Source organism: Roseateles oligotrophus, from assembly GCF_025717515.1.
GTDB lineage: Bacteria > Pseudomonadota > Gammaproteobacteria > Burkholderiales > Burkholderiaceae_C > Paucibacter_A > Paucibacter_A oligotrophus.
In genome coordinates this window covers 271,576-293,428 of the sequence record NZ_JAJIRN010000004.1, presented here as the reverse complement: position 1 = coordinate 293,428, position 21,853 = coordinate 271,576, and the positions used below count along the sequence as shown (strand labels likewise).

General features: G+C 61.4%; 11 protein-coding genes and 3 pseudogenes. 1 reads left to right on the top strand and 13 read right to left on the bottom strand.

From position 1 onward, the window contains the following. Nucleotides 1-18 precede the first annotated feature (18 nt). The 4 genes from pilB to LNV07_RS10380 all read right to left on the bottom strand — a co-directional run bounded on the left by pilB (nucleotide 19) and on the right by LNV07_RS10380 (nucleotide 7,846). Nucleotides 19-1,740: a type IV-A pilus assembly ATPase PilB gene (gene pilB / locus LNV07_RS10395; RefSeq protein WP_263571088.1), complete on the bottom strand. Its 1,722-nt coding sequence runs from the start codon at nucleotides 1,738-1,740 to the stop codon at nucleotides 19-21. 140 nt (nucleotides 1,741-1,880) lie between these two features. Next, the gene (locus LNV07_RS10390) at nucleotides 1,881-4,661 is read right to left on the bottom strand and encodes a CHASE domain-containing protein (RefSeq protein WP_263571087.1); all 2,781 of its coding nucleotides are present in this window, start codon (nucleotides 4,659-4,661) and stop codon (nucleotides 1,881-1,883) included. Then, complete coding sequence (locus LNV07_RS10385; RefSeq protein WP_263571086.1) at nucleotides 4,658-6,937, bottom strand: PAS domain-containing sensor histidine kinase; 2,280 nt, start codon at nucleotides 6,935-6,937, stop codon at nucleotides 4,658-4,660. The genes LNV07_RS10390 and LNV07_RS10385 overlap by 4 nt, the downstream gene beginning before the upstream one ends. A gap of 21 nt (nucleotides 6,938-6,958) precedes the next feature. After that, nucleotides 6,959-7,846 carry a phosphate/phosphite/phosphonate ABC transporter substrate-binding protein gene (locus tag LNV07_RS10380; RefSeq protein ID WP_263571085.1) on the bottom strand — a complete coding sequence of 296 codons (888 nt, stop codon included), beginning with the start codon at nucleotides 7,844-7,846 and terminating at the stop codon, nucleotides 6,959-6,961. A gap of 230 nt (nucleotides 7,847-8,076) precedes the next feature. Between LNV07_RS10380 and LNV07_RS10375 the strand changes: the two genes are divergently transcribed. Further along, complete coding sequence (locus tag LNV07_RS10375; protein ID WP_263571084.1) at nucleotides 8,077-8,442, top strand: response regulator transcription factor; 366 nt, start codon at nucleotides 8,077-8,079, stop codon at nucleotides 8,440-8,442. 3 nt (nucleotides 8,443-8,445) lie between these two features. Here LNV07_RS10375 and LNV07_RS10370 read toward each other — a convergent pair whose 3' ends face one another. From LNV07_RS10370 to LNV07_RS10325, 9 genes and pseudogenes are all read right to left on the bottom strand, one after another. Beyond that, nucleotides 8,446-9,585, bottom strand: coding sequence for a protein-glutamate methylesterase/protein-glutamine glutaminase (locus tag LNV07_RS10370; RefSeq protein WP_263571083.1), 1,140 nt, complete (start codon nucleotides 9,583-9,585; stop codon nucleotides 8,446-8,448). After that, nucleotides 9,582-10,145, bottom strand: coding sequence for a chemotaxis protein CheD (locus LNV07_RS10365; protein WP_263571082.1), 564 nt, complete (start codon nucleotides 10,143-10,145; stop codon nucleotides 9,582-9,584). Before LNV07_RS10365 ends, LNV07_RS10370 begins: the two co-directional genes overlap by 4 nt. Further along, nucleotides 10,138-10,950: a CheR family methyltransferase gene (locus LNV07_RS10360; protein WP_263571081.1), complete on the bottom strand. Its 813-nt coding sequence runs from the start codon at nucleotides 10,948-10,950 to the stop codon at nucleotides 10,138-10,140. Before LNV07_RS10360 ends, LNV07_RS10365 begins: the two co-directional genes overlap by 8 nt. Nucleotides 10,951-10,968: 18 nt before the next feature. Further along, nucleotides 10,969-11,517, bottom strand: coding sequence for a chemotaxis protein CheW (locus LNV07_RS10355; RefSeq protein ID WP_263571080.1), 549 nt, complete (start codon nucleotides 11,515-11,517; stop codon nucleotides 10,969-10,971). A gap of 13 nt (nucleotides 11,518-11,530) precedes the next feature. After that, nucleotides 11,531-14,620, bottom strand: a complete 3,090-nt coding sequence (locus tag LNV07_RS25535) for a methyl-accepting chemotaxis protein (RefSeq protein WP_397545546.1) — start codon at nucleotides 14,618-14,620, stop codon at nucleotides 11,531-11,533. A 47-nt stretch (nucleotides 14,621-14,667) separates the two neighbouring features. Next, a pseudogene (locus tag LNV07_RS25635) lies at nucleotides 14,668-15,471 on the bottom strand (methyl-accepting chemotaxis protein); the annotation flags it as partial. Nucleotides 15,472-16,197: 726 nt separating this feature from the next. Continuing rightward, nucleotides 16,198-17,550 (bottom strand): annotated as a pseudogene (locus LNV07_RS25630) (MCP four helix bundle domain-containing protein); the annotation flags it as partial. A gap of 57 nt (nucleotides 17,551-17,607) precedes the next feature. Continuing rightward, the gene (locus tag LNV07_RS25605; RefSeq protein WP_263571079.1) at nucleotides 17,608-20,490 is read right to left on the bottom strand and encodes a methyl-accepting chemotaxis protein; all 2,883 of its coding nucleotides are present in this window, start codon (nucleotides 20,488-20,490) and stop codon (nucleotides 17,608-17,610) included. Between the two features lie 38 nt (nucleotides 20,491-20,528). Then, nucleotides 20,529-21,425 (bottom strand): annotated as a pseudogene (locus LNV07_RS10325) (methyl-accepting chemotaxis protein); the annotation flags it as partial. Between the last annotated feature and the right edge of the window lie 428 nt (nucleotides 21,426-21,853).

Sequence of the window (21,853 nt, the reverse complement as noted above, 5' to 3'; positions counted from 1 at the left end):
TCCACTCCCGGGCTCAAATTATTCATTGGTGGCGGCCAGCACTTCTTCCAGCGTTGTGACGCCAAGTTTGACCTTGACCAAACCAAACTGGCGGAGGTCCCGCACGCCCTCGAGCTTGGCCTGCACCGCGATGTCCATCGCCGAGCCCTCGGCCAGGATGATGCGCTGAATCGACTCGGAAATTGGCATCACTTGGTAAAGCCCGACCCGTCCACGGTAACCGTTGTTACAACTTGAGCAGCCGACCGCCCGATATTGCTTCCAACTGCCGTCCAACTCTTCTTCCAGAAAGCCTGCCCGCAGCAGCGCATCGTGAGGGTATTCGGCGCTCGCCTTGCAGTTTTCGCACAGGCGGCGCACCAGGCGTTGGGCGGTAATCAGCAAAACGCTGGAGGCAATATTGAACGGTGCCACGCCCATGTTCAACAGCCGAGTCAGCGTCTTTGGCGCGTCGTTGGTGTGTAGCGTGGACATCACCATATGGCCGGTCTGAGCGGCCTTGATGGCGATGTCGGCAGTCTCCAGATCACGAATCTCGCCGACCATGATGATGTCCGGGTCCTGGCGCAGAAATGACTTCAGCGCGGCCGAAAAGCTCAAGCCCGCCTTGTCGTTCACATTCACCTGGTTGATGCCGGGCAAGTTGATTTCGGCCGGGTCTTCGACCGTCGATATGTTGACGCCCGGCTGGTTGAGGATATTCAGACAGGTGTAGAGCGACACCGTTTTACCCGAGCCGGTAGGGCCCGTCACCAACACCATGCCGTAAGGGCGCGAGATGCAGGCGAGCAGGCGTTCCTTCTCGATCTTCTCGTAGCCCAGTGCCTCAATGCCTAACTTGGCCGATGAGGGGTCAAGAATCCGGATCACGATCTTCTCGCCGAACAGCGTCGGCAAGGTGCTGATGCGGAAGTCGATCGACTTGGCGCCGAACTTCAGCTTCATGCGGCCGTCTTGCGGCACCCGGCGTTCGGCGATGTCCAGCCTTGAGAGTACCTTGATACGCGAGGCCAGTTTGTCCTTGATGGCGATCGGCGGCTGGGTAATTTCGCGCAGTTCGCCGTCAACCCGGAAGCGCACTCGGTAGTGATATTCGTAGGGCTCGAAGTGCAGGTCCGAGGCTCGCATATTGATCGCGTCGACCAACATTTTCTGCAGAAAACGCACCACCGGTGCATCCTCCACATCACCCAGCTCGGCGGCTTCCGGCGCAGGCGCGGCCTCGCCCTCGTCGATGTCGAAGTCGAAGTCCTCGCCGGCCATCGACTCCAGTGTTTCGCTGGCGCTGCTGCCCGCACCGGTCAAGAGTTTGGCCAACTTGTCGTGTTCGACAATGATCCATTCGGGTGCCAATTGGGTGGCGAACTTGATCCGCTCCACCACTTCCTGGTCGGTCGGGTCCGCCCCGCCAATGAAGAGTCGGCTGCCGCGCCGTCCCAGCACCACCACCTGATACTGCAAGGCCAGCTTGCCGTCGATGATGTTTTGCGGCATGCGCTGGGGATCCATCGCATTCAGATCCAGCAGCGGCAAGGCCAGCGCCGTCGACAGCGTGTGCGCCAGGTCGACCGAGGAAACCACGCCGGCAGCGATCACCGAGTTGACGAAACTGAGTTTCTTTTCACGGGCCTGACGCACAAGGTCCTCGGCCACCTTTGGGCTCAGCTTGCCGGCGTGCACCAGCATGCGCGCCACACCCGATAGGGCGGACAGGGGTGGTTCGGCCAAGGTGGCATCCATGGAAGCTGTGGGGTTGGGTCAGAAATTGTTATCAATTCACACTGTAAACCGCCTGCCAGGAGCGCGCAGCATGGCAGTTGTGTCTTAGCTCACGATTAGGCCAGCACAAAAGCCCTCGCAGACGCTCAAACAACAATGGTTTACCCCGCCTTGGCTTGCGATTGAATATTTGCGCCTTGCTCTGGGACCAAGGGCAGCAGCACCCGTACCAGAGTTCCTTGCCCCGGCACGCTGGACAGTTGCAACTCGCCGCCCAGCAGGTCGAGAATATCTTTGACGATGCTCATGCCCAGACCGGCGCCGAGCACATTGCCCGACTTGTCGGCGCGATAGAAGCGCTCGGTCACCTGGGCCAGTTGCTCGGCCGTCATGCCTATGCCTTGGTCTTGTATTTCGATGCAAACCTGGCCTGGCTCGGCGGCTTGCGGTAGCCGCATGCGCAAACTTACAGCGCCTCCTTGCGGCGAGTACTTGTAGGCATTGGAGAGCAGGTTGCGCAGCACATGCAGCATGCTCTTGGGGTCAACCTTGACGAGGCAGGGGGTGTTGCCCAAGTCGAGTTCGACCGGAGTGCGGTCCGTCGGTACTTCAAACTGCTCGACGGCCTGGGTCAGCAAGCTGCCCAGATCGACCGCTTGCAGGTCGAGGTCTTTGTCTCGCCTGGCTTCCATCCGCGCCAGGTCCAGCAGATCGTTGATGATGGACACCATCACCTGGCTCTGGCGATAGATTTTCTGCAGGAATTGCTTTTGCCGCTCGGGCGCCATTTCGCGTGAAATCAGCAGCTCGCTGAAGCCGTAAATGCTCGCCATCGGCGTGCGCAACTCATGCGCTGCGGTATGCAAAAACTCGCTCTTCATGCGATCAACCTCGGCCTGGTGGCTGACGTCTCGCAGTTGCAGGACCTGCGCGATTTCGGTGCTGCTGCTCTGGCGCAAGGTCAGCTCCAGCACCTTGTGGGTCGGCCGTTCGAGTTCGATCAAGCGGCTGGCTTCACGCAGTTGCGCCATGCTCACTTTGGCCGCCTGCTGATGCCCTTGCTCCCTCAGCAGAGCCAGCAATGCGTCTTCGTCCAAGCCGAGCGCGGTCTCGTTCGCGATGCCACTCAGCGTGCAGAACGCCGGGCTGATATAGCGCACCAAATGCTGGGCGTCGAAGGAGACAAAGCCGTCCGGGCTGAGCGCAAAGATGGCGGCCAGTTGCTCGCTGCGCACGCGCATCTCGGCCTGCGCCCGCTTCTGCAGGCTGATGTCGGTGTGGATGGCAACAAAGCGTTCAATCTGCCCGCTGGCGTCCAGAAAGGGTGCGATGGTCGTTTTGACCCAATAGGCTTGCCCTTGCTTGCTCAGATGAGCCAACTCTCCCGACCAGAGTCGGCCCTTGAAGATCTGTGTGCGGGCATCCTTCAAGCTCGCTTCCGACTCCGGCAAGATGCGCACCATGTCAAAGCGTTCGCCCAGCAGTTCATCGCGCCGATAGCCGCTGACCAGGCAAAACTCGTCGTTGGCATAGGTGAACAGGCCTTTTGCATCGGCGCTGGAAACCAGCGAGTGATGCTTGAGGGTGTCTAGCAAGAACTGATGCTCGCGCAGGGCAGCCTGCGCCTCGATGCTTGCCTGGCGAAATCCGGCCGTCATCTCGTCGGCGATGAAGAGGGCGCGGGCGCGGCCGATGCCAAACAACCACAGCACAAACACACTCATCATGCTCAAGGCGACACCGCCCACGCCGACCCAAAAAGGCTTGCCTTCTATCACCAAGTTGTCAAATTGTTTGGTGCTGCTGAATAGCAGCGTGAGGGGCTGCGCGCCGACGAAGATGGTTTGTGAAACCTGGAACATCCGTCCCCGCCTGACCTCGGCCAGAGGCTTGCCGGTCCTTGGCTTGTGGTCGCCGTCCAGATCAAACAGCAGTGCTGCTGCCTTTGCCTTGTCGTTGCCCTCAAACAGTTCAAAGTCGAGCAGTCCCTGGGTCGTGTGACCAATGTCGGCGAGCAACTCGGTCAACACGATGGGCGCATAGAGCAGGCCCGCGGTGGCCGACAGGCGCTGTTCTTCCTGATTCAGACTCGCGCCGATGTGGTGCACGGGCAGCATGAAGAGGAAGTCAGAGGAACCGATCTTGCTCTGCGGATCGCCCATGGGCTTGAGAAACGGGGTCAACGTCGGCTGCCCGCTGCGTATTGCTCGCTCGGCGGCAGCGCGCCGCACCGGCTCGGAGCCAATATCGAAGCCCAGTGCCGGCAGATTATTTGCCAAGGGCTCGATGTATTTGATGATGTAGAGATCGGCGGCGTCGCCTGTGGTCTTGACCCTGAAGTCATGCTCCCTGGAAATTTCGCGTTGCATGAAATTCTCAAGTTCTACCCGCTCGACCCGCTCGATGAAACCAAAGCCGCGAATGCCGGGGAAGTCCTGCAACATATTGCGAGCCACGACATAACGACGAAATTCATCGCCATGAAACTGCAGTCGTGCTTCGTATAAGGCCGCCAGTCCACGCAAGCCCTTGGCCGGCAATTCGAATTGGGACTTGACATCGCTGGCCAGCAACTCAACCAGATGGTCGAAGCGCGCTTGGGCGGTGGCCTTGACGCTTTCAATCTGGTAAAGCACCAGTCCGGCACTGAGGGCCAGGCCGAGCGCGAACACCGCCGAGCAATTCAGGATCAGAGACTGCAGCGGGCGACCTACTTTCTGTGTCATGGTCTGTCTCGCCAAGCGGATGCCGCGCCACACCATCAGCGCGCTGACCGGCAAGGTGTAGATCAATAGCTCGGTCCAAACCTCGAATTCCCACGGCTGCTCGGCCAAGAGCTGCTGCAGCCAGAATCGGTGCAGCAGATAGGCGAGCAGCAGCAGCCCAAGAACCTCCAGCAAAACCCTAGTTGCGAAGGCCTTGGTGTTAGGCCGCCACGTCATGCGATCCTTGCCGGAAAGTCTTCCAGTCGGGGCAGGCTCAGCCGTACGGTGGTGCCCAGGCCGGGCTCGCTGCTCAAACGCATCTGACCGCCCAACAACTCGACGATTTCCTTGACGATGCTCATGCCCAAGCCCGTGCCCAGCACGGTGCCGGATTTGTCGGCGCGGTAGAAGCGTTCACTGACATGAGACAGCTCCTCGGCCGTCATGCCAATGCCATGGTCCTGCACCTCGATGCAGACCTCTTTGCGGTCCGACGCAGCCTCGGCAAAAACACGGATTGCGACATCTCCGCCGCTGGGCGAGTATTTGTAGGCGTTTGACAGCAGGTTGCGCAGCACCTGTTGCAGCTTCTTGCGGTCCACGTGGACCTGCACCTGCGGCAGCCCAAAGTTCACCACAGGTGCGCTGCGATCGGTTGGTGGTGGGTAGTCCTGCACCACCTCATCCACCAGATTGTTCAGTTCGCAGCGCTCAAGCTCGAAGTCTTTGCCGCGCCGCGCTTCGATGCGGGCCAGGTCCAGCAGTTCGTTGAGGATGGCGATCATCGCTTCGCATTGCCGATAGATTCGCGTCAACATCAGCTTTTGCTTTTCGGGCGCCACTTCTCGAGTCATCAGCAACTCGGTGAACCCGTAAATACTGGCCATAGGCGTGCGCAATTCATGCGCCGCAGTGGACAGGAACTCGCTCTTCATCTGCTCGACCTCGACCTGATGCGTGACATCGCTGAGGTGCAGCAGTTGCGAGACGCTCTGGCCCTGGCCACGCCCACCTTCATGCAAGGTCAGCTCCAACACACGGCGGGTCGGCCGCTCAAGCTCGATGCGCAGCTTGCCCTGGCGCAGGACCGAAAAATCGGGCCGCAAAGCGCTTGGCTGACAGTTCGCGGTCAATTGCTGCATCAATTCGGCCTCGTGAAGGCCGAGCCCGGCACCGGCCTCCAAGCCAGCCAAGCGCGCGAACGCCGGGCTGATATAACGCGTTACCCGTGCGGCATCAAATGATACAAAGCCGTCCGGGCTGAGTGCAAAAATCGTCGCCAGCTGTTCGCCCCGTTCGCGCAAACTGGCCAGCAGGTTTTGCACCAGTTGCAAGACTGCGGTGATGTCATCGTTGGCCCTGCCATCGGCGGCGCCGGTGGTCGTTGAGTTGGCGGGCGCCTGCAACATGCCGCGCAGCGTCTGCAAGGCGGTTGCGCGTTCGCTCAATTCGCTTTGCAATTTATCCTCAAGCGCCTGCTGCTCCGTGATATCACGGAACGCCAACACATAGCCCGCCACCACGCCGTCGGGGCCGGCGATCAAAGAGGCGCTCAGGTCCAAGACCTTGGACCGGCTGCCGGCTTGCGCGTGGTTTGGACGCAAGCGCATCGACCAGCTCTTTGCTCCGCTTAAATCAAGCGGCAGGCTGGCCGGCAGCTCGGGCAATAGAGTCTGAATTCGCTGGCCCAGCAGGCCCGCCTGCGCGCAGTTCAGCATATCGGCCAAGACCGGATTGGCCAACATGATCTGGCCGGCCGCATCGGTGGTAGCGATGCCGTCGCCGATCGCCGCGAGTGTCACTGTGGCGCGTTCACGCTCCAGTTGGAGCGAATACGCCGCCTGGTTCAATACCTCAAAAGTCTTGCGAAACTCCAGCGGGGCGTCTTCTGCCTGCATCGGGCTCAAGACCCCGCCTGCCACCTGCATCTGCTCACCAAAGGCCTGGATCTGGCCGAGCTTGCCTAACCAATGCTTCAGTGGCCACCACACCAAGGCTAGGCTGGCCAGCAAACACAATCCGGCCAGGCTCAGGGCGAAAACTGTTTGCTCCCAGAAATCGGCCGCGATCTGCTCGGTGCTGAAGTGCATGCGCAGTACGCCGTAGTCCTTGCCGCCGGCCCCGATATTGAGGTTGAGGTCATCGAGCTGCTCGGCAATTGCGCGCTCCAGCCAAGCCGGTGCATGTGATTTCGGCGCCTCATGTCCCCGCCGCTCGATCCGCCCACCCTTCAGGTCAATGAAGAGCGCGGCGCCGATGTCGGCATGTTTGGCACTGCGCTCCAAAGCACGCTCGATGGTTTCGTAATCGCCGATGACCGCCGAATCGGTCACCACCGGGCCCAACAGACTGATCAAGGTGAGGGCCGAGTCCTGCGCGTTGGCGATGCTGCTTGTGTAGCTGCGTGAGGCGTACCAGCCCAAGGCCCCGCCCATAAAGAGCAGCATAGAAACGAGATAGAGCAGAAACACCCTCCCGATCAGGCTGGAGGGCAGCAGGCGGCTGAGCAGCATGGATCGCGAACGCTCGATGGCTTAGCGCAACTGCGCCGGCGCGGTCTGGTAGAACTTGCGGTAGGGCGCGTATTCACTGCCATCGGAGCTGATGAAATGGGCCTCCTGGGTCAGGCCGACATGCTTGGATACTTCTTGCAGAATCGCCTGGCCCCTGGGGTCTTTGTGCATGCCGGCAAAGGCTTTGGCGACCGCCTGCACATCTTTCTCGGGCACCTTGGCCGCTGCCATCAGGGCCAGGTCATGCATGGGCTCCGAACTCCACAAGACGCGGAACTTCTTGTTCTCGCGGCGACCGTAGTTCTCGGCCAGTTGCGAATTGACGCCGGCCGCCGCCACCTTGCCGCTGAACAGTTGTGCCAGCGCCCCGTCGGTATTGCCCGCGAACACCACCTTGGTGTCGATTTTTTGGTTCAGCAGCTGAGCGTAGGGCACCTTGTAGGACACGAACGCCTCGGGGCCTGGATAGACCACATCCTTGCCGCCGAGCTGGGCGATGTCGGTGATGGCCGAATCGGCCGGCACGATCAACTGGCCATGAATCGGTGGCGTCAAGCGGCGGCCGAACACCTTCCAGCCGAGCTTGTCTCGTTCGGGGCTGAAGAGGTGGTTGCTGAACACAAACTCGACCTCTTGAGCCAGCACATAGGCGGTGGTGTCGGCCGAGGTGCGGCCGATTTTGAGCACCAACTTGACGCCGCTTTTCTCCGATACATAGGCCACGATGGGGTTCCAGTAATCGGCCGACAGCGCGATGCTGGCCTGGTTGACTGGCGAGAAGCGGTAGGTCGGTTCGTCAGCTGCTTGCACTGTGGGCATCAAGCTCAGCACAGAAGCCAGGGGCAAGGCACAGCGCAGCATGAGTTTGAGCAGCAGGCGCTTGGCAATTGAGACGTGATTTGCTTTCATTCGGCATGGCTCCGGTCGGGTTATGGATTCGGTGCGTGATCCGCCCAGCACAATGCGGCACGCCCATGTTTGTCTTTCCTCTTCGGCCCTATTCTGCGGAAACTTGAGGCGCATGAAAAGGCCCTGTCTTTTCGCTGCAGTTTGATTGATGCAGACGCTATGTGGAGGCCCCAGCGAGACAAATTTCAGGCATTATTGGAGGCAATGTCTATTCGGCCAAGGGCGTGACCATGAAGAAGATTTTGATCGTTGAAGACCAAGATGAAATCCGCGAATTGATTCGGGTAACGCTGGAGTTTGACGACTACGAAATCGACGAAGCACCGAACGGTGATATTGGCTTGGCCAAGGCGGGCAGCTTCCTGCCCGATCTGATTTTGCTTGACGTGATGATGCCCGGTGGTCTGAATGGTTTGCAGGTCTGCCAAAAGGTCAAGGCCGATCCTGTCATGCGGCAGAGCAAGGTGATCTTGCTGACCGCGCGCGGTCAAGAGAGCGACCGGCAAGCCGGGCTGAGTGCCGGCGCCGACGAATACCTGATCAAACCCTTCAGCCCGATGGAGTTGATGAAGGTGATCGACAAGGTGCTCGCCTGAGTCCTATCCGTTGTTGCCGAGCGGGCCGGTCGCCATGCCGCTCAATTTGAGCAGTACCGCGGCCATATCCGACAAGGCCACGACATGCTGGGCCGCGCCCAATTCGGCGGCCGCCTTGGGCATGCCGTAGACCACGCAGCTGGCTTCATCCTGAGCCAAGGTCATGGCGCCTGACTTGCGCATTTCCAGCAAGCCGCGCGCACCGTCGTCGCCCATGCCGGTAAAGATCGCACCGATGGCATTGCGGCCGGCGCAATGGGCGACCGACTTGAACAGGATATCGACCGAGGGCTTGTGATGGTTGACCAGCGGCCCGTCGCGCACCTCCACCACATACTGCGCGCCGCTGCGCTTGAGTTGCATATGCCGCCCACCCGGCGCCACTAAGACACGACCGTTGATGACGCGGTCACCGTCTTTGGCTTCGATGACTTCCAAATCGGTGACGGTGTTGAGTCGGGCGGCAAAGGACTGGGTGAATTTCTCCGGCATATGCTGCACCAGCACGATGCCCGGGCAGGTGCGCGGCAATTGCTTGAGCACGGCCTCTATCGTCTGCACACCGCCGGTAGAACTACCGAAAGCGATCACGCGATCGGTGGTCTCGGCCATCGCCATCGCGTTGATATTCATGATGGGGGAGGGCCGCCTTGCACGTGCGGCGCCGGTGGTGGCGCTCTGTGTGGCGTTGGCGGATTGAGGCCCCTGCTGAATGGCGAGTTGGCTGGGCAGGGCACGTACATTGGCCCGCGCCGCAGCTCGCACCGCGCCGACCAAACCGTTGCCCGGATCTTCCAGAAAGTCGCGCAGCCCCAGCTTGGGTTTGGTGACAAAACCGACCGCGCCGGCCGCCAAGGCCTGCATGGTGGTTTCGCAGCCGGCCTCGGTCAAGGTCGAGCACATCACCACCGGCATCGGGTGCTCGCTCATCAAACGCTTCAAAAACGTAATGCCGTCCATGCGCGGCATCTCGACGTCGAGCACAATCACATCGGGCCAATCGGCCTCCAGCTTGGGCAAGGCAAAGAGTGGATCGCTGGCGGTGATGCTGACCTGGATGCCGGCGGCTTCCAGGACGGCGCCGAGGTGCTTGCGCACCACCGCCGAGTCGTCAATGATGGCAACCCGCAGCGGCGCGCTCACTTGCGGCCTCCGATCGAGCCGGGTGCTGCGCTGCGCTTGACGTCGACCTTGCCGGTGGCGAGGTCGATCACGACGGTGCGCGGTACGTTGTCGCCGACATCAACGTCCTGCAACTGAAAGCCGTTGTTATCGATCAAGGCCCAGCCTTTTTCGATATTTCGCTCGCCGACATTGAACTTCACATTCATGCCGTCGGGCATGGTGTCGGCGCCGCCATAGAGATGGGCGATGTAATCACTCGGTTTGGTGCCGGTGCGGGCAATGCCTTGCAAGAGCAATTCAATGGCCTCATCGCCATAGCGACCGTCCAAGGCGCCTTGGCCACGAGTCGCCCGGCTCGGTAGCAGGAAATGGCACATGCCGCCATAGCGCTTGAGCGGATGCCACAAGGTGATCGCCACACAAGAGCCGAGCAAGGTCTTGAGCGTGGCGGCCTGACCGAAGTGCCATTGCCCCGGCATCAGATTGATGATCTGCGGGCCGCCACCGACCGCCCCAGCTGTGGGGCGGGCCGGCAAGGATGTTGAATGCGCTGAATGGGGGCTATGGGGCTTATGCATGTTGATAGATTGCCGGCGCTATCGCCTTGAGTGGAAGGCTAAGCGCCGCAAGTGACTCCGCATGGCCAGGGTATAGCACGCCACCGGGCTTGAGTCGCTCGATCACGCGGTTCACGATGGCGGTTTTTGCCGGACCATCAAAATAGATCAACACATTGCGTAAAAAAATCACATCGAACATGGGTAAGGTGGGCAGCGGCTGCATCAGGTTGGCGCATTGAAACTGCACCTTGGCTCGCAATTCTCGGTTGATCAAGAGCTGACCCTCATAAGGCCCGAAGCCCTGCAGGCAAAAGCGCTTCAAGAAGTCCATCGGCACATTGCGGGCCCGCTCCATCGGGTAGAGGCCTTGGCGCGCACTGTCCACCACGCTGGTGGATAGATCGGTGCCGCGTATAGACCAAGGGCGCCCGCCTTTGCCGAGGCCCAATTTGTCGGCCAAGGTCATGGCGATGCTGTAGGCCTCTTCGCCCGATGATGATGCACCGCTCCAGACCAGAAACTCGGAGCCGTCACGATGCGCCTCGGCGCGTCTGGCTAGATCCTCGAAGTGCTGAGGTTCGCGGAAGAAGTAGGTTTCATTGGTGGTCAGCTTGTCCACCACGCTGACCAGCAGCGACTCCGGCATCTGGCCGCGCACCATCTTCTGCACGAACACATTGATGTCATCTTCGCCGGAATCGGTACTGAGTTTTTGCAAACGACTCTGCACCAGCGCGTGCTTGCTCTCGACCAATTTGATGCCCGAGATGCGGTGAAAGAGCTCGGTGATGGCGGTAAAAGATTCGGCTGAGAGTTGGCTCATGGCGTGAACGGTTCTGGCTTAGGCAATCTGCGCTTCGGCGATCAGGGCCGACAGCGCTACCGGTGATAAAACTTGATCGAGGTTGAGCAGGGCCGCATAACCGCTGGCCACATTGACCATGCCGGCCAAAAATTCTCCCGCCACACCCACGCCGAGGTTTGGCACCGCCTCGATGCGCTTGGAGTCGACATCCAGCACCTCAAACACCGCGTCCACCAGCAAGCCGGCGACCAAACGGTCAAAGTCATCGTCACCCTTGGCTTCGACCACGATGATGGCGGAGCGCCGGGCGATCTCGGTGGCGCCAAAACCGAAACGCGCGCCCAGGTCGATCACCGGCACCACCGCGCCGCGCAGGTTCATCACCCCGCGCACAAAGTCGGGGGTCTGCGGCAGCGGGGTCATGCGCCCGACCTCCAAAATCTCGCGCACCGCTTCGATCGGTACCACCAGCGTTTCTTGGCCCACGGCCAAGCGAAGCATCTGGCACATCGGCCCGGCGGCCGCTTGTTCGGCGATGGCGCCGCGCAAGAGGTCGGCCGGCGCATCGCGTGTGGATCTGCTCATGATGGCTCCTCAATCAAAAGCGTTTGAAATGCGATTCATCGACTTCGCCCGAGACGGGTTTGATCCCTTTGCTCGGTCTGGACGGGCTGCTTGGGGCCGCAGCCTGTGCGGGTGCCGGCGCGCGCGCTGCGCCAGCCGGGGCTTTGTACTGCTGCAGTTTTTGGGCCACCGTCTGGCTGCGCCCTCGCGAGGATCCTCCACCGCTACCCGAGGCCGCGCCACCACTACCACCACTACCGCCACTGCTCCGGGGCGCTGGTTTGCCGCCGCCGTCGTCATCGGCCAACCTGAAGAAGGCCATCTGCTCCTGCAACTGCGCCGCCTGAGCCGACAACTCCTCGGCCGTGGCCGACAGCTGCTCCGAGGCCGAGGCGGTTTGCTGGGTGGCGGTGGACAAATGGTTCATCGCGCTATTGATCTGCGACACGCCTTCCGACTGTTCGCCCGAGGCGGCCGAAATCTCCTGCACCAATTCCGAGGTCTTCTGGATCGAGGGCACCATATTGGTCAGCAAGGTGCCGGCTTTTTCCGCCAACTTCACACTGTTGCCGGCCAGGGTGCCGATCTCTTGCGCGGCCACCTGGCTGCGCTCGGCCAGCTTGCGCACCTCGGCCGCCACCACGGCAAAGCCCTTGCCATGCTCGCCGGCACGGGCCGCTTCGATGGCGGCGTTGAGCGCCAGCAAATTGGTCTGATAGGCGATGTCATCGATGATGGAAATCTTGGTGGCGATCTGCTTCATCGCTTCGACCGTCTGGTTGACCGCCTGCCCGCCCTCCATCGCTTCCTTGGCCGCCTTGGTGGCCATGCCGTCGGTGACATTGGCGCTGTCCGAGTTCTGCTTCACGGAGGCGGCCATTTCCTGCAATTGCGCGGTCGTCTGTTCGACGCTGGCGGCTTGCTGCGAGGCCGAGTGCGACAGGCTTTGCGAGGTCTGCGAGACCTGATCCGAGGCGCCCGACAGCTGATCGGCGGCGGTGCGCACCTCGCGTATCGTGCCGCTGACGGTCTCGACCAGCGAGTTGAACTTCTCGCCCAGCATCTTGAAGAAAGGCTCCTTGCCTTCGAGCTCGATGCGGTTGGCAAAGTCGCCGCCATTGGCGCCGTCCACCATCGCGCCGACCTCGACCTCGGCCGCCACTTCTGCCGTGCGGTCCTTCCACTCCACCACGGTGCCGAGGCGAACGCCCTTGCTGTCATTGATCGGGTTGGCGATCAAGGAGAAGGTCAGGGCGCTGACTTTGATTTCGGTCTTGTACTCGCTCTTCAGCCCACCGAGCAGATTGCGCTGGTGTGAGGGGTTACGGTGGAATTGATCGAAATTGCTGCCGACTATTCTGCGTGCATCGAAGGCCGGCAAGACCTTGCGCAATTCGGCCTCGTTGCGGGCCATCATCTGCGCGACCGAGACGTTGTTGTAGATGATGTTGCCTTCGGGGTCGGCGATCATCACATTGGTCGAGCAGATGTCGAGTGCCTGCTTGACGCGCGAGGTCTCGGCGGCCAGCGCCAGTTCGCGTTGGCGGGCGGCCAATTCCTGGGTGATGTCCTTCCACTCGACGACGGTGCCCAGGCGCGTGCCGGCGGCGTCGATGATGGGATTGGCGGTCAGGGCGAAGTCCAGCGACGAGACCTTGATCTGCGTTTTGTATTCGTTTTGCAGCTGCGCCAACATGCCGCGCTGATGCGACGGGTTCTTGTGGAAGCCGTCGATATTGGTGCCCATCAGCCGCTTGGCATCGAAGTTAGGCAAGACCTTCTTCAGTTCGGCTTCGTTGCCCTGCATCATCTGTGTGACCGAGCGGTTCATATAAATGATGTTGAGCTCGCTGTCGGCGATCATCACATTGGTCGAGCAGATGTCCAGCGCCTGCTTGACGCGCTCGTTGTTCGACGCGGTTATTTGAGCCTTTTCCTGTGCCGCCAGTTCGGCCGTCATGTCCTTCCATTCGACCACGGTGCCCAGGCGTTTGCCGGCCGTGATGATGGGGTTGACGATCAAGTCGAAGCGCCGTCCGCCTATGGTCAAACGGGTCTTGTGGGTGCTGTTCAAACGATCCAGCAGGCCGCGCTGATGGCTGGGATTCTTGTGGAAGACATCGATATTGCTGCCCACCGCCGCCCCGGCCGAAAAGCGCGGCAGGTCTTTGCGGATGTCGGCTTCGGCCTCACCCAGCATCGCCTTCAACGAGGCATTGCCGTAGATGATGTTGTAGCCACTGTCGGCCACCATGATGTTGGTGGCGGCGACGTCGAGCGCCTGGCGAATCCGTTCGGCCTCGTCGGCGCGTTTCTTGGTATCGGCGAACTCGAAGCCCAGCCGGGTCTGCACCCGCTTGAGCGCCAGCATCATGGCGGCCAACTCGTCTTGACCGCTGACCTCGACGATGCCGTCAAAGCGGCCCTGGCCGAATTGCTCGAACTGCGCGGCGGCGCGGTTCAAGGTGTCGGCGAGCCGAGACGCGGTGGCCTTCAGTCCCCATAGGCCGAGCAGCAGTGAGGCCAAAGCCGGCCCGCCAAGCAGCATGTTCATGTTCGGCCAGGCCATTCCCAGGCCCAGGCCACCGGTCACCAATAGCAGCGTGCACAAAAGCGTCTTGCTGCCCAGACTCAAGGCGCCCAACCAGCGCTGCAGGCTGTCGACCATGCCAGGGCGAACGCCCTGGCCGTCGCGTATCACCCAGCCCTGCGCCTTGCCTTCCTTGAACTTGCGGTAGAGCGCTTCCGCAGCGGCGACCTGATCGCGGCCGGGCCGGGTGCGCACCGACATATAGCCGACCACCGCATTGCCTTCCTTGACCGGCGTCGCATTCGCCAGCACCCAGTAGAAGTTGCCGTTCTTGCAGCGGTTTTTGACCAGGCCGGTCCAGGGCCGGCCGTCCTTCAGCACCTTCCACATATCGTCGAATGCCTCCTCCGGCATGTCGGGGTGGCGCACCAGATTGTGCGGCTCACCGATCAATTCGGCCTCGGTGAAACCGCTGGCCTCGATGAAGTCGTCGTTGATATAGGTGATGCGGCCCTTGAGGTCGGTGCGTGACACGATGGTCATGCCTTCTTTCAGCAGATATTCCTGCTGCGTGATGGGTAGATTGCTACGCATGAAGGTCTTTCGGGGTTGTTGGTTTTATGGACGCTGACGCCTGAATATCAGCGCTTGCCGGGCCTGCGTTTGTTGCCGCTTGAATGACCGCTGCCGCCGCTGCCGCCATCGTCGGCGAGGCGGAAGAAGCCCATTTGCTCCTGCAACTGCGCGGCCTGCGCCGACAACTCTTCGGCGGTGGCTGACAGCTGCTCGGATGCGGATGCCGTTTGCTGCGTCGCGGTGGACAAATGATTCATTGCGCCGTTGATCTGCGCCACCCCTTGCGATTGCTCGCCCGAGGCCGCCGCAATCTCCTGCACCAGTTCCGAGGTCTTCTGGATCGAGGGCACCATATTCGTCAGCAAGGTGCCGGCCTGCTCTGCCAGCTTGACGCTGTTTGCCGCCAGCGTGCCGATCTCCTGCGCCGCCACCTGGCTGCGCTCGGCCAGCTTGCGCACCTCGGCCGCCACCACCGCAAAGCCCTTGCCATGCTCACCCGCTCTGGCCGCTTCGATCGCCGCATTCAAGGCCAGCAAATTGGTCTGATAGGCAATGTCGTCGATGATGGAAATCTTGGTGGCGATCTGCTTCATCGCGTCGACCGTCTGACCGACCGCTTTGCCGCCTTCCATCGCCTCGCGCGCGGCCTTGGTGGCCATGCCGTCGGTGACGTTGGCGCTGTCGGCGTTCTGCTTCACCGAGGCCGCCATCTCTTGCAAGGAAGCGGTGGTTTCTTCGACGCTGGCGGCCTGCTGCGAGGCCGAGTGCGACAAGCTCTGTGAGGTCTGCGAGACCTGATCCGAGGCGCCGCCCAACTGGTCGGCGGCGGTGCGCACCTCGCGGATGGTGCCGCTGACGGTTTCAACCAGCGAGTTGAACTTCTCGCCCAGCATTTTGAAGAAAGGCTCCTTGCCTTCTAGCGCGATGCGCTCGGCAAAGTTGCCCTGCGTGGCGCCGTCCACCATTGCGCTGACCTCGACCTCGGCCGCCACTTCGGCCGTGCGGTCCTTCCACTCGACCACGGTGCCCAGGCGATTGCCCTTGCTGTCATTGATCGGGTTCGCGATCAGGGCGAAGGTCAGCGCGCTGACCTTGATCTCGGCCTTGTATTCGCTCTTCAGCCCACCGAGAAGATTGCGCTGATGTGAGGGGTTACGGTGGAATTGGTCAAAGTTGCTGCCGACGATCTTGCGCGCATCAAAGGCCGGCAAGACCTTGCGCAGCTCGGCCTCGTTGCGGGCCATCATCTGGGCCACCGAGGTATTGTTGTAGATGATGTTGCCATCGGGGTCGGCGATCATCACATTGGTCGAGCAGATATCGAGCGCCTGCTTGACGCGCGCCGTCTCGGCGGCCAGCGTCAGTTCGCGTTCACGCGCGGCCAGCTCCAGCGTCATGTCCTTCCATTCGACCACCGTGCCCAGGCGCTTGCCGGCTCCGTCGATGATGGGGTTGGCGATCAGGCCGAAGTCCAGGCTCGAGACCTTGATCTGCGTCTTGTATTCGCTCTGCAGCTTGGTCAGCATGCCGCGTTGATGGGCCGGGTTCTTGTGAAAGCTGTCGATATTGGCGCCGATCAACTGACGAGAATTGAAGTTGGGCAGCGCCTTCTTCAGCTCCGCCTCATTGCCTTGCAGCATCTGCGTGACCGAGCGGTTCATATAGATGATGTTGAGGTCTATGTCGGCAATCATCACATTGGTCGAGCAGATGTCGAGCGCTTGCTTGACCCGCTCGTTGACGGCGGCCAAAGCAAGTTCGCGCTCGCGCGCGGCCAACTCCTGCGTCATGTCCTTCCACTCGACCACGGTGCCCAGGCGCTTGCCTGCCGAATCGACGATGGGGTTGGCGATCAGACCGAAGTCCAGATTGGAGACCTTGATTTGGGTCTTGTATTCACCGTGCAGATTGGCCAGCATGCCGCGCTGATGGCCGGGGTTCTTGTGGAAACCATCGATATTGGCGCCCATCAAACGATTCGCATCGAAGTTGGGCAAGCTCTTGCGCAACTCGGCCTGGTTGCCCTGCATCATCTGGGTGACCGAGCGGTTCATGTAGACGATGTTGAGGTCGGCGTCGGCGATCATCACATTGGTCGAGCAGATGTCGAGTGCTTGTTTGACACGGGCCGTCTCGGCCAGCGCGGTGGTTTCCCGGTCATTGCGGCTGCGCAGCTCGTCTTGCATAGCCGCCAAGGACGCCAGCACCTGGCCGGGTTCATCTTGGCCGTCGGTGGGGATGTCGTTGTTCAGCTCACCGCTGCCGATGGCGCTGGCGGTCTTGATGGCTCGCGTCAGCGGCCGGGTGATGCTGACGGTGGCGAACCAGGCGGCGGCGCTGCCGATCGCAAACGACAGCAGGGTCAAACCGATCAGCCAGGCGCGCACCTGGCTGTATTCCTTGGCGGAGTCCTCGGCATCTCCCCTGGCGTCGTCAATTTGCAGTTGAACTGCCTTGTCCAATTGGCCTTGCAGAACCTTGCCGGCCGGGCTGGCCTGTTCCAGCAGAATTTTGGTGGCCTCCTCGTCCTTGTTCAGCGCGGCCAGCTCCATCACCTGGTCGGTCAGCGCGCGGGTTTTGTTGGCCTGCTCGCGGGCCTGCCCCAGCACTTGCTTGTCTTCGTCGCGTTCGGTGTTCTTCAGCAAGGCTGCGAAGGCCTCGTCAAAGGCCTTGCGCGCCTGCATGGCCTTGGCGCGTTCGCCTTCGATCGCCTCCTTGGCCGAATACAGGATCATGCTGCGCACCACCCTCTGCTCGACATGGGCCTGCTCCGACAGGCTGTTGAGCCCCACCATGCGGCTGAAGTTCTCCGACACCACATGGGACAGCGCATGGTTGGAGTTGGCCAAGTCGCGTAAAGCCAACCCCGCAGTCGCTGCAAACAGAGCCAGGACCATGGCAAAAGCCAGACCCAGTCTTTGACCAACTTTAAGATTGGCAAGTGTCATAGATATTTCTCCTGGACCGAAAACTCAATGCCGATAGGGCGGCGGTTGCCGCTTGACTCAGCGCCTTGTGGTACGACGTTTGTTATGGCTGCCAGCACCACTGCCGCTGTTGCCGGAGCCGTCATCCGCGAGCCGGAAGAAGGCCATCTGCTCCTGCAACTGCGCGGCCTGCGCCGACAACTCTTCGGCGGTGGCCGAGAGCTGCTCGGAGGCCGATGCGGTTTGCTGCGTCGCGGTGGACAGATGATTCATCGCGCCGTTGATCTGCGACACCCCTTGCGACTGTTCGCCCGAGGCCGCCGCAATCTCCTGCACCAGCTCCGAGGTCTTCTGGATCGAGGGCACCATATTCGTCAGCAAGGTGCCGGCCTGCTCGGCCAGCTTGACGCTGTTGGCCGCCAAGGTGCCGATCTCCTGCGCGGCGACCTGGCTGCGTTCGGCCAGCTTGCGCACCTCGGCCGCCACCACTGCAAAGCCCTTGCCATGCTCGCCGGCGCGGGCCGCTTCGATCGCTGCGTTCAAGGCCAGCAAATTGGTCTGATAGGCAATGTCGTCGATGATGGAAATCTTGGTGGCGATCTGCTTCATCGCGTCGACCGTCTGGCCAACCGCCTTGCCGCCTTCCATCGCTTCGCGCGCGGCCTTGGTGGCCATGCCATCGGTGATGTTGGCGCTGTCGGCGTTCTGCTTCACCGAGGCCGCCATCTCTTGCAAGGACGCGGTTGTCTCTTCGACGCTGGCGGCCTGCTGCGAGGCCGAGTGTGACAAGCTCTGCGAGGTCTGCGAGACCTGGTCCGAGGCACCGCCCAACTGGTCGGCGGCGGTGCGCACCTCGCGGATGGTGCCGCTGACGGTCTCGACCAAGGAGTTGAACTTCTCGCCCAACATTCTGAAGAAAGGCTCCTTGCCTTCCAGCGCAATGCGCTCGGCAAAGTTGCCCTGCGTCGCGCCGTCCACCATCGCGCTGACCTCGACCTCGGCCGCCACTTCGGCCGTGCGGTCCTTCCACTCGACCACGGTGCCCAGGCGCTGGCCTTTGCTGTCGTTGATCGGGTTGGCGGTCAGCGAGAAGGTCAGGGCGCTGACCTTGATCTCGGTTTTGTATTCGCTCTTCAGGCCACCGAGCAGATTGCGTTGATGTGAGGGGTTACGGTGGAATTGGTCGAAATTGCTGCCGACGATCTTGCGCGCATCAAAGGCCGGCAAGACCTTGCGCAGTTCGGCCTCGTTGCGGGCCATCATCTGGGCGACGGAGCTGTTGTTGTAGATGATGTTGCCGTCCGGGTCGGCGATCATCACATTGGTCGAGCAGATGTCGAGCGCCTGTTTGACGCGCGAGTTTTCGGCCGCCAGCGCCAATTCGCGCTCACGGGCGGCCAATTCGGCGGTCATGTCCTTCCATTCGACCACCGTGCCCAGGCGTTTGCCGGTGCTGTCGATGATGGGGTTGGCAACCAGGCCAAAGTCCAGGCCGGCGACCTTGATTTGCGTCTTGTACTCGTTCTGCAGCTTGCCCAGCAAGCCACGCTGGTGCGCCGGATTCTTGTGAAAGCTGTCGATATTGGCACCCATCAGGCGCTTGGCATCGAAGTTCGGCAAGACCTTCTTCAACTCGGCCTCATTGCCCTGCAGCATCTGCCCCACCGAGCGGTTCATATAGATGATGTTGAGGTCAACGTCGGCGATCATCACATTGGTCGAGCAGCTGTCCAGCGCCTGCTTGACGCGTTCGTTGGCCGATGCAAGGGCCAACTCGCGTTCGCGCGCGGCCAGTTCGGCGGTGATGTCCTTCCACTCGACCACCGTGCCTAGGCGCTTGCCATTGGCGTCGATGATGGGGTTGGCGAAGAGACCGAAGTCCAGGCCGGCAACCCTGATCTGGGTCTTGTATTCGCCGCGCAGATTGGCCAGCATGCCGCGCTGATGGGCGGGGTTCTTGTGGAAGCTGTCGATATTGCTGCCCACCAGACGCTTGGCGTCGAAGTTGGGCAGACCCTTGCGCAGCTCGGCCTCGTTGCCATTCATCATCTGCGTGACCGAACGGTTCATATAGATGATGTTGAGCTCGGCGTCGGCGATCATCACATTGGTCGAGCAAGTATCCAGCGCCTGCTTGAGGCGGCTGGTTTCCATCGCCGTGACGGCCTCGCGTTCATTGCGTTCGCGCAGGTCTCTCTGCATCGCGGCCAGCGCGACCAGCATCTGGCCGGGTTCGTCCTGGCCGTCTTCGGCAATCTCGTTATCGAGCTTGCCTTCGCCAATCGAGTGGGCGGTCTTGATCGCCAGCGCCAACGGCCTTGTGATGCCGCGCGTGACCGTCCAAGCGGCCCCGGCGCCCAGCGCCACCGCCAGCGCAGCGAGTGCCATCAAGGTGTTCTGTGCGGTTTGGTAGGCCTGTTTGCCCTGCTCCGAATCGGTCGCGGCGCGTTTAGCCTGCAGGTCGATAAAGCTCGCGGTTTCGTCCTGCCAGGCCTTCGATGCCGGGTTGACCTTCTCCAGCACGATCTTGGTCGCCTCGGCCTTGTCTCTTGTGGCCAGGTCCATCACCTGATCCAGCAAAGGCCGGGTCACTGCGGCCTTTTCCTTGATGCTGGCCAGCAGGCGCTGCGCCTCATCGTCGCTGGGCAGCTTTTCCAGCGCGGTCAGCGCTTCGCCATAGACCTTGCGTGCCGCGGCAACCTTGGGTCGCTCGGCCTCGATGGCCGCCTTGTCCTGCAGCAGAATCATGCTGCGACCGACGCGCTGCGCGATGTGCACGCTCTCCGACATCTTGTTGATCAGCGCCGTCTTCTGATTCACATCGTGAATCAGATGATCCATGGCCTGGTTGCTGGCACGCAACTCGTAGAGGCCCAAGCCGACACAGGCCAGCAAGAGCGCGAGCACGATGGCAAACGCCAGGCCCAGCCGTTGACCAACATGCATATTCGAGAGAGACATTTGTATTTCTCCTGGTCTGTGGATTTGATTTGGCCAACCTAGCGTTGGCCCGGCTTGCGCTGGACACTGCCGCTGCGCCGACTGCTACTGCTACCGCCCGATCCGCCGCCATCACCGTCGTCGGCGAGTCTGAAGAAGGCCATCTGCTCCTGCAACTGCGCGGCCTGCGCCGACAACTCCTCGGCGGTGGCCGACAACTCTTCGGAGGCCGATGCGGTTTGCTGCGTCGCGGTGGACAGATGATTCATCGCGCCGTTGATCTGCGACACCCCTTGCGACTGTTCGCCCGAGGCCGCCGCAATCTCCTGCACCAGCTCCGAGGTCTTCTGGATCGAGGGCACCATATTCGTCAGCAAGGTGCCGGCCTGCTCGGCCAGCTTGACGCTGTTGGCCGCCAAGGTGCCGATCTCCTGCGCGGCGACCTGGCTGCGTTCGGCCAGCTTGCGCACCTCGGCCGCCACCACCGCAAAGCCCTTGCCATGCTCGCCGGCGCGGGCCGCCTCGATCGCTGCGTTCAAGGCCAACAAATTGGTCTGATAGGCAATGTCGTCGATGATGGAAATCTTGGTGGCGATCTGCTTCATCGCGTCCACCGTCTGGCCGACCGCTTGGCCGCCTTCCATCGCTTCCTTGGCGGCCTTGGTTGCCATGCCGTCGGTGACGTTGGCGCTGTCGGAATTCTGCTTCACCGAGGCCGCCATCTCTTGCAAGGAAGCGGTTGTTTCTTCGACGCTGGCGGCCTGTTGCGAGGCCGAGTGCGACAAGCTCTGTGAGGTCTGCGAGACCTGATCCGAGGCACCGCCCAACTGGTCGGCCGCGGTGCGCACCTCGCGGATGGTGCCGCTGACGGTCTCGACCAAGGAGTTGAACTTCTCGCCCAACATTTTGAAGAAAGGTTCCTTGCCTTCCAGCGCAATGCGCTCGGCAAAGTTGCCCTGCGTCGCACCGTCCACCATCGCGCCGACCTCGACCTCGGCCGCTACTTCGGCCGTGCGGTCCTTCCACTCGACCACGGTGCCCAGGCGATTGCCCTTGCTGTCATTGATCGGGTTCGCGATCAGGGCGAAGGTCAGCGCGCTGACCTTGATCTCGGTCTTGTATTCGCTCTTCAGGCCACCGAGCAGATTGCGTTGATGTGAGGGGTTACGGTGGAACTGGTCGAAATTGCTGCCGACGATTTTGCGCGCATCAAAGGCCGGCAAGACCTTGCGCAGCTCGGCCTCGTTGCGGGCCATCATCTGGGCGACGGAGCTGTTGTTGTAGATGATGTTGCCGTCCGGGTCGGCGATCATCACATTGGTCGAGCAGATGTCGAGCGCCTGCTTGACGCGCGAGGTCTCGGCGGCCAGCGCCAATTCGCGTT

What these genes read in the sequence shown, in the direction of transcription:
- LNV07_RS25605 (WP_263571079.1), bottom strand. Translation starts at nt 20,490, where the DNA reads ATGTCTCTCTCGAATATGCATGTTGGTCAACGGCTGGGCCTGGCGTTT.
- LNV07_RS10375 (WP_263571084.1), top strand. Translation starts at nt 8,077, where the DNA reads ATGAAGAAGATTTTGATCGTTGAAGACCAAGATGAAATCCGCGAATTG.
- LNV07_RS10380 (WP_263571085.1), bottom strand. Translation starts at nt 7,846, where the DNA reads ATGAAAGCAAATCACGTCTCAATTGCCAAGCGCCTGCTGCTCAAACTC.
- LNV07_RS10365 (WP_263571082.1), bottom strand. Translation starts at nt 10,145, where the DNA reads ATGCATAAGCCCCATAGCCCCCATTCAGCGCATTCAACATCCTTGCCG.
- LNV07_RS10355 (WP_263571080.1), bottom strand. Translation starts at nt 11,517, where the DNA reads ATGAGCAGATCCACACGCGATGCGCCGGCCGACCTCTTGCGCGGCGCC.
- LNV07_RS10390 (WP_263571087.1), bottom strand. Translation starts at nt 4,661, where the DNA reads ATGACGTGGCGGCCTAACACCAAGGCCTTCGCAACTAGGGTTTTGCTG.
- LNV07_RS10360 (WP_263571081.1), bottom strand. Translation starts at nt 10,950, where the DNA reads ATGAGCCAACTCTCAGCCGAATCTTTTACCGCCATCACCGAGCTCTTT.
- pilB (WP_263571088.1), bottom strand. Translation starts at nt 1,740, where the DNA reads ATGGATGCCACCTTGGCCGAACCACCCCTGTCCGCCCTATCGGGTGTG.
- LNV07_RS25535 (WP_397545546.1), bottom strand. Translation starts at nt 14,620, where the DNA reads ATGCGTAGCAATCTACCCATCACGCAGCAGGAATATCTGCTGAAAGAA.
- LNV07_RS10385 (WP_263571086.1), bottom strand. Translation starts at nt 6,937, where the DNA reads ATGCTGCTCAGCCGCCTGCTGCCCTCCAGCCTGATCGGGAGGGTGTTT.